The sequence below is a fragment of the Pseudacidovorax sp. DMC4 genome (genome assembly GCF_056314265.1).
In genome coordinates this window covers 1-14304 of sequence record NZ_JBQUYR010000014.1, presented here as the reverse complement: position 1 = coordinate 14304, position 14304 = coordinate 1, and the positions used below count along the sequence as shown (strand labels likewise).

Sequence of the window (14304 nt, the reverse complement as noted above, 5' to 3'; positions counted from 1 at the left end):
GCGGGCCTGCGCGCTTTCGTCCTACGTTTCGTGGGCATGCGGCCGGCTACAAACACCGATCCCGCGACGACTGGCCCGCTTTCCGGGAGCCGGAACATCCACGGAGACTCATGACTTCCCACCATTCGAGAACCGCGCTCGCGAGCCCCGATCTGCTGCACGCCTACCGGCAGGTCCGGTCGCACAGCATGGCCCTCGCGGCGCCGCTGTCCGCCGAGGACCAGTGCATCCAGTCGATGCCCGATGCGAGCCCGACCAAATGGCATCTGGCGCACACCACCTGGTTCTTCGAGGCCGTGCTGCTCGATCACCATGCCGCCGGCTACCAGGCGCTGGATCGGCGCTTCCATTACCTCTTCAACTCCTACTACGAAGCGCTGGGGCCGCGGCATCCACGGCCGCAGCGCGGACTGCTGACCCGTCCCTCGCTGGAGGAGGTGCTGGCCTACCGCCGCCATGTGGACGCCGCGGTGGAGGCGCTGCTCTCGTCGGCCGATGCACCGACGCTGGCGCGGATCGAGCCGGTGCTCACGTTGGGCCTGCACCATGAGCAGCAGCATCAGGAGCTGTTGCTCACCGACATCCTGCATGCCTTCTCGTGCAACCCGCTGCTGCCTGCGTATCGCGCGCCTTCCGCCCCTGCACTGCGGCTGGCTGCGGCCACGCCGTCGCTGGCCTGGCTGGAGCATCCCGGGGGCATGGCCGCCATCGGGCATGAAGGCGACGCCTTCGCCTTCGACAACGAGGGGCCGCGCCACGCGGTGCTGCTGCAACCCTTTGCCATCGCCGATCGCCTCGTGACCTGTGGCGAGTTCGCGCAGTTCATCTCCGACGGGGGCTACGAGCAGGCGCGCTGGTGGCTGTCCGACGGCTGGGCTGCGGTGCAGTCGCACGGCTGGCGGCATCCGGCCTACTGGCTGTCGCCGGATGACCCCCGCCTGGCCCTGTCGGGGCACCATGGCACGGCGGGCTGGCATGTTTTTGGCCTCGACGGTGTGCGTCCCCTGCAGGCCGATGCGCCTGTCGCCCAGCTGAGCTTCTACGAAGCGGCCGCCTATGCCGAATGGGCCGGCGCGCGCCTGCCGACCGAGGCCGAGTGGGAGGTGGCCGCCACCACGCTGCCCGGTTTCGCCCAGGCGGAGGGCGCCGTGTGGCAATGGACCCGCTCCTCCTACGATCCGTATCCCGGCTTCCGGCCGCTTCCCGGCGTGGCCGCGGAATACAACGGCAAGTTCATGGTGGGCCAACTGGTGCTGCGTGGCGGCAGCGTGGCCACGCCGGCCGGGCATGCGCGGCCGACCTACCGCAACTTCTTTCCGCCGGCCGCCCGCTGGCAATTCAGCGGGCTGCGCCTCGCCAAGGACCTGTGATGTCTCCACCCGTCTCCCTCGCCATCCAGTCCCGCGTTGCCGACGACGGCCGCCGTGCCTTTGCGGACAACCTGGCCAGCGCGCTGGCCCACCGGCCGCGGCGCATTTCGCCCAAGTGGTTCTACGATGCGGAGGGCTCGCGCCTGTTCGACCGCATCTGCGATCTGCCCGAGTACTACCCCACACGCACCGAACTCTCGATCCTGCGAAGCCGCGCGCCGGAAATCGCCCAGCAGATCGGTCCCGATGCCGAGATCGTCGAATTCGGTGCCGGCTCGCTGGTGAAGATCCGCCTGCTGCTCGACGCCTTGCAGTCGCCGCGCCGATTCCTGCCCATCGACATCTCGGGCGAGCATCTGCAGGGTGCGGCACGCCAGTTGCGTACCGACTACCCGGGGCTGGAGGTCACGCCGGTGGTGGCCGACTACACGCAGCACTTCGAGCTGCCCGAGCGGCTGGCCGGTGCCGGCCGGCGTGTCGGCTTCTTCCCCGGCTCCACGCTGGGCAACTTCGAGCCCGACGAGGCGCTCGCCTTCCTGCGCCAGGCCGCCCGCCTGCTGCGGGGTGGCGGCCTGCTGCTGGGCGTCGATCTGGTGAAGGACCCGCAACTGCTGCATGCGGCTTACAACGATGCGCAGGGCGTGACGGCCGCCTTCAATCTCAATCTGCTGGCCCGTGCCAATGCCGAACTGGGTGCGGACTTCGACGTGAATGCCTTCTCCCACGCGGCGTTCTACAACGCGCCCATGCGCCGCATCGAGATGCACCTGGTCAGTCGCCGCGAGCAGGTAGTCACGCTCGAGGGCCAGCGCCATGCCTTCGAGGAGGGCGAGACGCTGCACACCGAGTATTCGCACAAGTTCACCATCGACGGCCTGCGTGCGATGGCGGCGCGGGCGGGCTTCGGCATCGGCCCGGTGTGGACCGATCCGCAGCGACTCTTCAGCGTGCACTGGCTGCCTGCCGTGCAGTGACGGCATAAGCCGGGCGGGCGCCGACCGGGTTGGCGCCCGTTTCCATGTTCAGGCCGCCGCCGGTGGCCCTGGCTTCGGCAGGAGTCGCCACCGAAGCGCGCCGGCAGCGACAATCGCAGCCCGCGCCCGGCGACGGCGCGACGAACTCCTGCCGACATGAAAGCTACCTGGAACGGCGTGACCATCGCCGAAAGCGACGACACCGTGCTCGTCGAAGGCAACCACTACTTTCCCGCCGATTCGCTGCGGCGCGAGTACGTGACCTTCAGCAACAACCACACCGTGTGTCCCTGGAAGGGCACGGCCAGCTACTACTCGTTGCTGGTCAACGGCGAACTCAACCCCGAGGCGGTGTGGTACTACCCCGACCCCAAGCCCGAAGCCGAGATGGTGAAAGACCGCGTCGCCTTCTGGAAGGGCGTGAAGGTCGAGCCTTGAACAGCGCTTTCTCCCCCCTCTACACCCCGCCCGACGAGCTGGCCGCCACGTTGCGGCAGGAGGGCTATGCCGTGCTCAACCCGCGCGGTGTGGCCGAGTGGCTGGATCTGCCGCTGACCGACCTGGAAGCCTTGCAGCCCGACTGGGCGCAACTGCCGCCCGATGAATACCTGAAGGACGGCGGGCGCTACCGCCGTCGTCGCCACGCCTGCTTCACCACCGAAGGCGGGGCGCTGGTGCAGGCGCCGCATCGCGCGCATTGGCAGCCGGTCGAATACAACGCGCTGCACGGCGGCATGCAGCGCTGGTTCGCGCCCATGGAGCCCGACACCGTGGCGCGACCTGCCTGGCGCCGACTGCTGCTGAAGACGGCCGAGGCCGCAGCGGCCCTGCGCGGCGACCAGCGCTGGTACATCGAGGCGCACCAGTTCCGCATCGACACCGAAGGCGGCATCGGCCGGCCCACGCCGGAGGGCGCGCACCGCGATGGCGTGGACCTGGTGGCGGTCGCACTCGTGGGACGGCAGGGCATCAAGGGCGGCGAGACCCGCGTCTTCGAGGCGGGTGGCCGGCGCGGCGAGCGCTTCACGCTGACGGAGCCCTGGACACTGATGCTGCTGGACGATCAGCGCGTGATCCATGAATCCACGCCGATCCAGCCGGTCGCCCCCGGGACGCAGGGCTGGCGCGACACGCTGGTCATCACCTGCCGGGCCGGCGGCTTCCAGGGCGATTGATCCAGCGCAGGCTCATGGCCTGCCACCGGCCGCTGCCCCGGCGTCCTACATGGTCCCGTCAGGGTCGCGGGTTACAGTGCACCAAGGCGCCGGCGGCAAGGCCGACCGGCAGGACCAACCCACAGCGAGAGGACACCTTCATGTTCAACCACATCCTGGTTCCCATCGACGGCTCCGAGACGTCGATGCTGGCGGTGAGCAAGGCGAGCGGCCTGGCCCTGGCCTTCGGCAGCCGCATCACGCTGATCCACGTCATCGACAACTATCCCTTCATCGGCGTGGGCGCGGACTATGCCCTGGGCCAGAACGAATACCTGGCCGCTGCCACGGCCAGCGCCAACACGGCCCTGGCCCGTGGCGTGGCGGCCCTGGCCGCCGAAGGCCTGCACAGCGACCAGCGCGTGATCGACGGCCACGTGGTGCACGAAGGCATCGTGGACACGGCGAAGGCCCTGGGCTGCGACCTGATCGTGATGGGCTCGCACGGCCGCACCGGCATCGAGAAGCTGCTGCTGGGCAGCGTCACCCAGCGCGTGCTGCAGGAGGCACCCATGCCGGTGCTGGTGGTCAAGGAGCTGGAGGTCTGAGGTCTTCTCCGGCCACATCCTGAGGGTTTGGCGCGAACGGCGCCGGGCTCTCGACGCGCAAGGCCTCGCCGGTCACCGGATGGCGCAGCTGCAGCACCGTGGCATGCAGCAGCAGGCGTGGTGCGGCGGCGGCCACCCGCCCATCGCCGTACAGCGCATCGCCCAGGATCGGATGGCCCAGCGCGGCCATGTGCACCCGCAACTGGTGCGAGCGGCCGGTCTGCGGCTCCAGCAGCACATGGGTGCTGGCGCGTTCTGGCAACCACTGCAGCGTCCGCCAGCGGGTGAGGCTGGGCTTGCCGGCGGCGTCGACCTTCTGCAAGGGGCGATTGGGCCAGTCCGCCATGAGCGGCAGGTCGATGGTCTGCCAGTGCTTGGATTCCAGCGCGCCGTCGACGATGGCTTCGTAGCGCTTCCACACCTGCCGGCTTGCAAAGGCCTCGCCGAGCATCCGTTGGACGGCGAGGCTGCGCGCCATCAGGATCAGGCCGCTGGTGGCCATGTCCAGCCGATGCACCACCAGGGCGTCGGGCCAGCGCCGCTGGGCGCGGGCGGACAGACAGTCCTGCTTGTCCTCGCCCCGGCCGGGCACGCTCAGCAGTCCTGCCGGCTTGTCGAAGACCAGCAGGTGCTCGTCTTCGTAGAGAGTGTCGATGGCGGCAGGGGCGTGGTTCACGGGGCGGCAGTCTAGGCGGGGAGGGCGGCAGCGTGCGCTGGCGGGGTGTCAATGCACCTCGCCAGTCCCAGCCGGGCGTGGTGGGCGCGATGCCGGCGCGCCCTGGTCAGTGAAGGGCGGGGATGCTGGGCTATGCTCGGCCGAATGCCTCCCGCTCCTGCCGACACCGCCGTCGCGCCCGACCCCGCCTCTCCCGCCGAACCCCCCCGTTTCTCCGATCTCACCCGCGTCCGCCCCTTCATGCAGCTGTGGCTGGCACGCTTGCTGGGTACCGCTGCCCAGCAGATGCTGATGGTGGCCATCGGCTGGCACATGTACGACCTGACCGGCAGCGCCTGGGACCTGGGGCTGGTGGGCCTCTACCAGTTCGCGCCCGCGCTGCTGCTGGCGCTGTACGCCGGCCATGTGGTGGACCGGCTGCACCGCGGCCGCATCCTGGCGGCCTGCCTGGGCATGCAGGCCCTCGTGGCGCTGTCGCTGTTGGGAACGCATCTGGGCGGGGGCGACTCGCGCAACCTGCTGCTGGGTCTGTCGCTGGTGCTGGGGGCGGTGCGTGCCTTCCAGATGCCGGCCCAGCAGGCGCTCACGCCACTGCTGGTGCCGCCGCTGATGCTGCCCCGGGCCATGGCCTTCAGCTCGGCGGGGCAGCAGTCGGCCATCATTGGCGGGCCGGCTCTGGGCGGGCTGCTCTTCGTGGCGGGCATGGGTGCCGTGTATGCGACCTGCATCGGCTTCTTCATCGCGGCCGTGCTGCTGGCCGCCACCTTGCGCTACGCCCATGCGGCGCGGCCGCGCGAGCCGGTGACCACCGAAGTGCTGCTGGCCGGTGTGCGCTTCATCTGGCAGCGCAAGCCGGTGCTGGGCGCCGTCTCGCTCGACCTGTTCGCCGTGCTGCTGGGCGGCGCGGTGGCGCTGCTGCCCATCTTCGCCAAGGACATCCTGCATGTCGGCGCCTGGGGCCTCGGCCTGCTGCGCGGCGCGCCGGCGGTGGGGGCGCTGACGGCGTCCATCTGGCTCACCCGGCGACCGGTGGAGCGCCATGTTGGGCGCACGCTGCTGCTGGCGGTGGGCGTGTTCGGGCTGTGCATGGTGGTGTTCGGGCTGTCGCGCAGCTTCTGGCTGTCGCTGGTGGTGCTGGCCATCTCGGGCGCCGCGGACATGGTCAACGTGGTGATTCGCCAGACCCTTGTGCAACTGGAGACGCCCGACGCCATGCGCGGCCGGGTGAGTGCCGTCAATTCGATCTTCATCGGGGCCAGCAACCAACTGGGCGAGTTCGAGTCCGGCGCCACCGCCGCGCTGCTCGGGCCGGTGGGCTCGGTGGTGGCGGGGGGCGTGGGCACGCTGCTGGTCACGCTGGCCTGGTTCCGGCTCTTTCCGACGCTGGCCGGCCGTGACCGCATGGGCACGGGGCCGGCGCGAGAATGACGGGCTTTTCCGTCCTTCCGCGACTGCCCCGATGCGCACCCGTTTCATCCTGATCCACACCAGCCACGCCGGCAATGTCGGCGCCACGGCGCGCGCCATGCGGACCATGGGCTTCGACGACCTGGTGCTGGTGGCGCCGCGCTGGGACAACGTGCTGCGCCGGGAGGAAACAATCCAGCGTGCCAGCGGCGCCCTCGATGTGCTGGAGAAGGCCCGCATCGTGGCCACCCTGGACGAGGCGCTGGACGGCCTGACCCATCTGTGCGCCACGGCCATGGTCTCGCGCGACTTCGGCCCGCCCACGCGGGCGCCGCGCGAGCACTTCGCGGGGCTGGTGCAGGAGGGTGGGCCGCAGCATGTGGGCCTGCTTTTCGGCTCGGAGCGCTTCGGCATGCGCAACGAGGACGTCTACCGCTGCCATGTGGCGCTGTCGATCCCCACGGCGCCCGACTTCGGCTCACTCAACCTGGCGGCCGCTGTCCAGCTGGTGGCCTACGAATGGCGGCAGGCGCTGGGCGGCTTCGAGGTGCGCTCGGCGGCACCGGTGACGCCACCGGCCGACGCCCAGGCCGTGGCCGGCATGCTGGCGCACTGGGAGCGCTCGCTGGTCGAGGTCGGTTTCCTGGACCCGGTCGCCCCCAAGAAGCTGATGCCGCGCCTGGCCCAACTGTTCAACCGCGCGCAGCCGACGATGGAGGAAATCCACATCCTGCGGGGCATCGCGAAGGCGATGGCGGAGAAGCAGCCGCTTCGGCGTTCGTGAGGGTCCTATTGCTTCGGACCTTTTGTGGCTGAACCTAGGCTGGCGGCAGCGCGCTGCATATGGGTGGCCCCTGAAGGAGTGATGGGGTCGGCGCTGCCAAAGGCGCATGGACTCTTGACCGGCTTAGTTGCGTCCATGGCGCGGCTGGCATAACCACCGGCCCCAATCGGATCCGCTTCACGCGGGCCAACAAAGCTGTGATAGAGCGGAGGATCCCGTTGAAGCGGTTGATCAACGCTGCGCGGAAACGCACTTCCGCACGCTCGCCTTGAACCACTGCTGAAACTTAGGCAACAGCGCGGCCGGTGTGGCCAGATTCAACGCCCTGGCCGGCTGCCCTTTTTGTCTGGACCAGAATGGTTTTTCAGAATGGAGAGCCAGGGCCCCATCATGGATCGTAAAAGATCAGGACTTTAGAAAAAACGCTGCTTTATTGAAACAAAAATTACTGGAAAAGCCCACAGGGCGACAGATGCAAACGTCCATATCCCGGACTCTCTCCGTAGCAAGGCAATAAATGATAGCAGGGCGCTCATAAACGTTACAGCTGCCATTGCGTAAAAAACAAGGGCTCCAGCAGCGGGGACTAAATAGATCCTCGGTGTGGATAACATGTCATTCGTCCAGAGTGCAACCGCGATAGCTCCAAGAACTAGCGTCAATATCGAGGCCAAGGAAAATCCGTATTTTTTTGTCGAAGTCATTTCGGATGGGGGATGCGTTGATAGTTTTTGATTGAAGAATGGCACCACTGCCTCTGGCGAGGTGTGGCCCATAATGGGCCGGAAGCATGTCAGGAACTTGGCCGCATTTTCAACGGTATTGCTTCACGCCATAGAAACCGCTCAATTCAAACGAATGTTGGCTCCATCGAGCTTGAGTTGCGCCTTGGCCAGAGGTTGAATCTTGCTCTCCTTGACCTTGGTGCCCTGAAGGTTCACCTCACGACTGATGGTATTGCCGGAAATTTCGAGTTTGCCGATGCGGGAGTTGGAAATATCTACGCTGCCAATCGTGTTGTTCTCCAGTCGCAGATGACGTGATTCGAGCCAGGAGGCATCCATCACGGGCAGGGTGCTGTTGCGGATCAGGGCGTATCGGTTTTTGGGCGTAGCGCTCCATTCGTTGGGTTCCAATGGTCGGCCTGCTCCCAAGCCTACGGAGAGCGTGGGGTCGGTGCCGAAATTACAATGCTCGATGAGCACTTCCTCGGCGCTGTCCATGCCTACCTCGAAGGAGAAATTTTTCCTTCTTCCGAGAATTTGACATTGGGAGATGGTGAGCTTGCCCATGCTGTGGGCACTTGCGTTGAGATAGCCTCCTCTGACTCGCTCAATGAGTACGTCGTTTTTTATTTCAGCGCCGCTGAGATCCAAGAAGTCTAGGTAGGTATCTTTGATAGTCACGCTTTGTAGATCGCACGCTGCCATATCAAACTTACCCCGTAGTTTGGATGATTCGATTTTTACTGATGAAGAAAAATAGTCTTCTCCGCTGTTGGCTCTGCTATCGGTCCATATTTTTACGTCAGCCGTTTCACAGCTTTCCAGATTGATTTGCTTGTAGCCCGCGAGCGAAAACCACTTCATTCTGCATCTTACGAAAGTCGCATCGCCTCTGCTTCCTATCCCGCCCCAGTGATTTGGGTCTGGATCTGATCCCAAAAAATCACAATCTTCAAGGAGCACATTCGAACTTCCACTGTAATCGAGAACAATGCTTCGTCCCCCTGTTCTGCATCGGATATAGCGAAGGTTGTTGGCTTTTCCCCAGCTTACGACTCCTGCGAAGCGGCAATCCTCAAATGTAGTATTTCTAAGCGATTTCAGTTTTATCTGATAAATTCCAAAAAAATCACAATTAATGAAGTGCAGGTTGCTCCAACTAAGATCGATAAAATTAATCCCGCTAATTTCAGCATCCCGAATTACCAGAACATCGTCGCCTAGTTCTCGCTTCCGCCAATCTGGATTATCAAGATAATTAAATGACTTTTCAATATTTCTGATATTGGTTTTTTTACTCATGGCATATCCCTTGTGATTCGTTACCCACAGGAGCAGCGCATTTTTTCTGATAAAAGATCGGCGCTTCATTGGGTGATATTTTATTTTTCGTCAGTATGTATTATTTCAGATGCGCTGACATAACCGCCATTCTTGTGGTATTTTTCCAAAAATTTCCAATCCGGCACTTCCCCGCGCTCCCCGTGCCATCGCTGAAATGACCAGGTCCGTAGACCCCAATCAGAATTTCCAGCCCAGATATCGAGCGGGAAGACCCAAGGATCCGTGCAATCCATGTCCGTACTCCAGTCCTCATTGCGTACCTTGGGCGCTCTGAGTTGCACTTCAAAGAATGCCTGTTCCACGCCCTGTCCATGATTGCTGCGGGTGGCGGGATTGGAATAGGCCTCAACTGCGCGACTCAGCTTTTCCATGTCCGCCTTGCTGAGTTTCATGGCGCATCCCTTATCGCTACTGTCGAAACTGGGCGTCACGAGGTGCCAGATCTTCAGTGCTTTGCCGCCCCGTCCTTCCCCGCCCTCGAAGACCCAGATCCTCACGCTGGCAATGCAGTCCAGCCTGGCCACCGTAGGACTGAGCTTGATGGGCACGCGCCCGCCGCTGGCCGGCAATTGCACCGACTCGAAGCGCAGCGGCGGCACGATCTTCTTCTCGGGGTCGGCGCTCATCACCGCCAGGTAATCCAGCGCCACGCACAGGCGCGGCTTCTCGTTGAGCGGGCGTCCCGCGCTGCGGCTGCTGCGCAGGGTCTTGATCTGGCGGATCAGCCGCTCGGCCGGGTCCAGCAGCGTGCCCGAGGGCGGGCGCAGCGTCCAGCTGTCGAGTTCGTGGTCGAGGTTCTGCTTGCCGATGGGGCCGCCGCAGCTGGAGACGACGAAGCGGGTGTGCTCGCGTGGGGCCGCAGGCTGGGGACCCTGGATGCCGGGGTCGCGGGCGCTTTGCACTTCGATGCTGCGCACGGGTTGCGTGGGTCGGCTGCTCGTGGGTGTGCTCACCTGGCGCCACGCCACCTCGTACACGCCGCTGCGATGGCTGTGGCCACTGAAGTGCCAGTCCACGCAGGCGTCGGCGGGCACATGCGGGCTGGTGGGGCTGTCTGTGGCGCTCCGGGCGCGCACGGCGGTGTCGAAGTAGCGCGCCTGGTTGATCTCGCAGGTGCCGGTGTTGACGCGGTTGAAGCCGGCCGAGACGACAGGATTGCCGGGCCCGCGCGGCGGCACGAAGCGCATGTTCTGCGGCTTGGCGGAATAGGCGATGGGCTCGTCGTAGTTGATGAGGGTGAAGTGGCTGGCCACGGCCAGGCTGGCGCCTGGGCTGCGGCGCTTGTGCTGCTGGGCCTGGGCCAGCAGGGCCAGTTGGGCTTCGCTGAAGGACCGGGTGGCCCGCGGCAGGACGCCGGGGCCTTGCCGGTCCACACCGCCGACATATTTGCCCGTCAGGCCACTGACCAGGTTCTTGTAGTTCTCGCCCTGCCCCCAGCCCAGCAGGGCGAGCACCTGCATGGCGGGGGAGGGCTGGTGCGGCTCGGCGCCCAGGGCGAGCACGGCGTCTTCCAGCGGAGTGAACAGCGCGTAGAACCAGTCGTAGTTGTCCAGGCTGTAGTTGTTGCTGGTCAGCACCTGGGCATAGGTGGGGCCGTAGGCGAGGGCGGCCTCGTAGATGGTCATGTTGTGGTCGGCCGCAATGCCCTCGTTGCCCTTGTTGCTGTGCCAAGCACTGGCCTTGTCGAAGTCGTTGTAGGTCGCGGCCAGGTCCTTGATCTGCAACTGCTTGCTTGCATTCACCGCCACTTTGCCGGCCCAGGCAGCCATGCCGGCCAGTGTTTCTGTCTCGTTCAGTTGTCGCTCGCGGCCCCAGCGGCCCTGTTCCAGCGCGTCGGTGGTGTCTTCCAGCACGCCCACGGCCCCACCCCATTCGTTGATCCGCGGACTGATGCCATAGGGCACGCCGTAGGCCTCGTGGTTGCCGCTGGTCATGAACACGGGCAGCTTCAGCCGGGTGTAGGCATGGCGCACGAGGCTGAAGGCCAGCAGGTCGTCCAGGCCGCGCGGGTACAGGCCGGGCGTGTTCAGCTGGTTCATGACGTTGAAGCGCTTCCACTGATCGGCAATGGTGTGGCCCACCCGCGCCGGATCGATGTTGCGGTTGAAGTCGATCAGGTCGCCGGTGAGCAGCAGGGCGGTGTCGGGGCGGCCGGCGGCGCCGAACTGGTCGAACAGCTGCTTGAGCGCATTGAAGCTGTTGCACACGCGCTGTCCGACGGGCGGCTGGGTGAACTGGGCGTCCTCGATCACCTTGGCGGGCGACTTGGCCAGGGCGCAGTGGCGCACGTTGATGTGCACGTCGCTGAGGTGGCCGAGCTTGAGCGGCTTGCGGCTGTCCAGGCGGATGACGGGATGCCAGGCGGCCAGGCGCTGGCTGCCCTGGATCAGGTCGCGTGCGCTGGCGGCGGTGGCCTCGACGTCGTACTCCAGCAGCGTCGCTTCCAGGCCGCGGCGCGGGCCGTTGCCGTTGGCCGCCAAGTGGCGGTGGCGTGCGTCGCGCGTCTGGGCGCCGAGGAAGGCCTCGACGATCAGGTCCTGTGCGTGCACGGTGGCGGCCTGGCACAGGGTGGGGTAGTTCTTCTTCTGCTCGGCGGTGGGCTGCACCATCCAGGCGAAGCTCTTGAAGGTGCCCGTCTCGGGCTGCACGGCAAGCGCGTCCAGCGTGAGCTCGACCTCGTAGACATGGCCGGCGTCGAAGCCGGCGCTGGCGTAGGCGGCGACGGCCTGGGGGCTGACGGTGGCGAAGGCTTCACCCATCTGGTTGTGGATGAGGGCGCCGGCGGTGAAGCTGCCCACGCGCCACACGCGGATGGCGCGGCGTGCGGTGGCGCAGTCGCGGCCATCGCCGGTGAGGGCGCCGACGGTGGTGTCGGTGGCGGGCTTGGGGCCTTCCATGGGCACCAGGCGCAGATGGCGGGCGACGGTGGCGGCAGCGCTGTGGGCGCTGTCGCCGTCCATGGGGGTGACGACGGCCTTGCGGTCCTGGCTGAGGCGTCCGGCGGCCGTGTTGGCCACGCCCAGCGGCGCCGCCGTGGCGATGAAGACGCTGCACTTCTTCTGCCCGGGCGCGAGCAGCAGCGGCGTGCCCAGGCTCGGGTACAGGATCACGGCCATCAGCGGCGTGGGCTCGCCGCAGTCGCACAGGGCGCTGGAAGGGGTGGGGGCGGTCATGGCAAAGGGTCGAACGGGCGGCGCGGTCAGGCCCCCTGGAAATGCGAGGGGAGCGCGTCGAGCGCCCGGGCCTGCGCCTCGTACAGACGGCCCAGCATCGGGTCGCGGTCGGCGGCCCAGTCCTGGACGACCTGGGGCGGCAGGCAGGCCAGCAGCGTGTGCAGTTGCGGTGTGGGGCCAGTCTGTTGGGCGGGAGCCTGGTTGGCCAGGGCTGCAGCCACGGCCGGATGTGCATGAAAGCGCGCGTGCACGAGCAGCGCCTGCCGGCAGGCCAGGCTGCGGTCCGTCCAGCCGGAGAGGCCGGTGCTGGCGGCAAAGTCCAGGGCATCGCGGACGATCCGGCGTTGGATCAACGGATGCACCAGCGCCAGCCATTGCGCCGCCACCGGGTCGTCGGCCTCGAGCGCTTCGGCCGTGAGGGCTGCCAGGAGCTGCGGCTCGCCCACGGCGTCGACGGCCTTGCGCCAGGTGAGGGGCAGGGGCAGCCGTCCCGCGGGCGGGTTGGCCGAGAGCCGGGCACGGCCTTTCAGAAAGCGGGGCTGGCCGGACGCGTCCCAGCCCGCCCACCATGCCAGCGGTTGCAGGAAGGCATCGCGCAAGGCCGGCGCCCAGTGCTGGACGGCGTCGAAGCCGATGCGGGGATCGAAGTAGCGCAGCAGCACGGCGATGCCGTGATCGGCCCCGCCGTTATCCAGGGTGCCGTGGAGGAAGCCGCGCAGATGGGCGGCCAGTGCGGGCAGGCGCAGCGGACTGGCCAGCAGCGTCAATGCCTCGTCGGCGGCTTGCCAGGCCAGCGCATCCTGCAAGGCCGCATCCGTGGCCGGTGGCAGCGCGATCAGCCAGGGACCGACATCGACCGATTCGGCCTCCGACGTCTGGAGGAAGAGGCATTCGTGCAGCAGGCCGTGGGTGGCTGCCAGGGACTCGGGCAGGTGATGCAGGCACTGTCCGGCACTCACCAGGGCATAGCGGTGCAGGGGCTGCGAAGCGCCGGGTGATGCGGCGGCGGGCGATTCGAGCAGCCGCTGGATCTGGGCGCACAGCCAGCGGTGGAGCGTGGCGTCGAAGGCCTGGCGGACGGCTTGCGCATGTTCGAAGTCGGCGAGAAGGAGTGCGCTCATCCGGCAGGTTCCGCTCAGGCCTGAGGGACGGCCGCCGCGCCGCGACGCAGTGCGCGCTGCATGCATTCCGGGCAGACGCGAGGGGGCAGCTGTGCGAACCGCTGCTCGGCACCCGGTGGCGGGCGCTGGTCGGGCCCGGGCGTGGCATGGCTGGCCGCGTGTTCTAGCCAGACGCCGGGCGTGCCGTGCAGCACGCCGGAGCCGCTCCATTCGCTGAAGCTGGTGCCGCCTTGGATTTCCACCCGCTGGGGCGCCATCAGATAGACGGTGTCCTCGGTGCTGAGCACCTCCACGTCCTGCAGGGCGGTGATCTCGCTGGTATCGCTCTGCGCCTCGATCTGGATGTCGCCTTCGCTGGCGAAGGCCTTCAGGCCGTGTTCGAGCGTGAAGAAGCGCAGCCCCTCGGCGACCGCCGCGAGCAGGCGCCTGCCGCTGCTCAGCGACACATGGCCGCCGCTCGTCATCTGGGTGTGCACGGCGCTGTGCAGATGAAGGTCCTGCGTGCTGGTGGCTGCAAGGCCGGCGAGGCTGTCCAGCGCCAGATGGGGTTGCGCCAGTTCTGGGAAGCGACGGGCCGCGGCATCAACCACGCCGCGGCCCTGCAGGGCCTGGTTCTGCTGCTTGACGGCCTGGGCGACGCGGGATTGGTCCTGGTCCTGTTCCTGGGCGGTGGCCTGGACAGCGGCTTCGTGCAGGCCTTCGATCTGGTCGCGTGCACTGGTCAGGCGCCCGACGAGGGAGGCGAGCCCCTTGACGTGGCCTGCGGCGCCGGGCCGCCCCTCGGTGGTGATCAGCATCCCGTCCTTGGCGCGCAGCACGCCGTGCCCATCGGTGCGCAGCTCGAAGCCCTCGCCGCGTGCGTCCTTGCGGCCCTGGTTGTCCTCGATGCGGGTGATCGCCCCCAGGCTCAGGCTGGAGTGCTGGTGGTCGCTCTTCAGCTGGGCCTGGATCTGCCCGGCCGTGTCGTC

Annotated in this window: 12 protein-coding genes; 7 read left to right on the top strand and 5 right to left on the bottom strand. The window is 66.7% G+C overall.

What is annotated here, in order from left to right; all coding sequences use genetic code 11:
- Positions 1-110: 110 nt before the first annotated feature.
- From egtB to ACT54X_RS22690, 5 genes are all read left to right on the top strand, one after another.
- A complete protein-coding gene (gene egtB, locus ACT54X_RS22710) occupies positions 111-1370 on the top strand; it encodes an ergothioneine biosynthesis protein EgtB (protein ID WP_476348762.1) in 1260 nt (419 codons plus the stop codon).
- Entirely contained in the window at positions 1370-2344 is a 975-nt protein-coding gene (egtD, locus tag ACT54X_RS22705; protein ID WP_476348760.1) for an L-histidine N(alpha)-methyltransferase, read from the top strand. Before egtB ends, egtD begins: the two co-directional genes overlap by 1 nt.
- 156 nt (positions 2345-2500) lie before the next feature.
- Positions 2501-2782, top strand: a complete 282-nt coding sequence (locus tag ACT54X_RS22700; RefSeq protein WP_076503862.1) for a DUF427 domain-containing protein — start codon at positions 2501-2503, stop codon at positions 2780-2782.
- Positions 2779-3519 (top strand): 2OG-Fe dioxygenase family protein, encoded by a 741-nt coding sequence (locus ACT54X_RS22695; protein WP_114803592.1) that lies wholly within the window; start codon positions 2779-2781, stop codon positions 3517-3519. The genes ACT54X_RS22700 and ACT54X_RS22695 overlap by 4 nt, the downstream gene beginning before the upstream one ends.
- A 140-nt stretch (positions 3520-3659) precedes the next feature.
- Positions 3660-4106 (top strand): universal stress protein, encoded by a 447-nt coding sequence (locus tag ACT54X_RS22690; RefSeq protein ID WP_017759115.1) that lies wholly within the window; start codon positions 3660-3662, stop codon positions 4104-4106.
- Here the strand turns inward: ACT54X_RS22690 and ACT54X_RS22685 are convergent.
- Positions 4087-4782, bottom strand: a complete 696-nt coding sequence (locus ACT54X_RS22685; RefSeq protein WP_294368441.1) for an RluA family pseudouridine synthase — start codon at positions 4780-4782, stop codon at positions 4087-4089. The two genes, ACT54X_RS22690 and ACT54X_RS22685, sit on opposite strands and share 20 nt — an antisense overlap.
- Before the next feature lie 240 nt (positions 4783-5022).
- On the opposite strand from ACT54X_RS22685, the gene ACT54X_RS22680 reads away from it, so the two are divergent.
- Positions 5023-6210 carry an MFS transporter gene (locus ACT54X_RS22680; RefSeq protein ID WP_476348930.1) on the top strand — a complete coding sequence of 396 codons (1188 nt, stop codon included), beginning with the start codon at positions 5023-5025 and terminating at the stop codon, positions 6208-6210.
- A gap of 31 nt (positions 6211-6241) precedes the next feature.
- On the top strand, positions 6242-6973 hold the full coding sequence (locus ACT54X_RS22675; protein WP_294368438.1) for an RNA methyltransferase: 732 nt from the start codon (positions 6242-6244) through the stop codon (positions 6971-6973).
- Between the two features lie 845 nt (positions 6974-7818).
- Here ACT54X_RS22675 and ACT54X_RS22670 read toward each other — a convergent pair.
- From ACT54X_RS22670 to ACT54X_RS22655, 4 genes are all read right to left on the bottom strand, one after another.
- Entirely contained in the window at positions 7819-9000 is a 1182-nt protein-coding gene (locus ACT54X_RS22670; protein WP_476348757.1) for a hypothetical protein, read from the bottom strand.
- Positions 9001-9080: 80 nt separating this feature from the next.
- Positions 9081-12215, bottom strand: coding sequence for a metallophosphoesterase (locus ACT54X_RS22665; protein WP_476348755.1), 3135 nt, complete (start codon positions 12213-12215; stop codon positions 9081-9083).
- A gap of 26 nt (positions 12216-12241) precedes the next feature.
- Complete coding sequence (locus tag ACT54X_RS22660) at positions 12242-13336, bottom strand: DUF4123 domain-containing protein (protein WP_476348753.1); 1095 nt, start codon at positions 13334-13336, stop codon at positions 12242-12244.
- Between the two features lie 14 nt (positions 13337-13350).
- Positions 13351-14304, bottom strand: a 954-nt coding sequence (locus ACT54X_RS22655) for a DUF2345 domain-containing protein (protein ID WP_476348751.1), incomplete at its 5' end; no start/stop codon positions are given.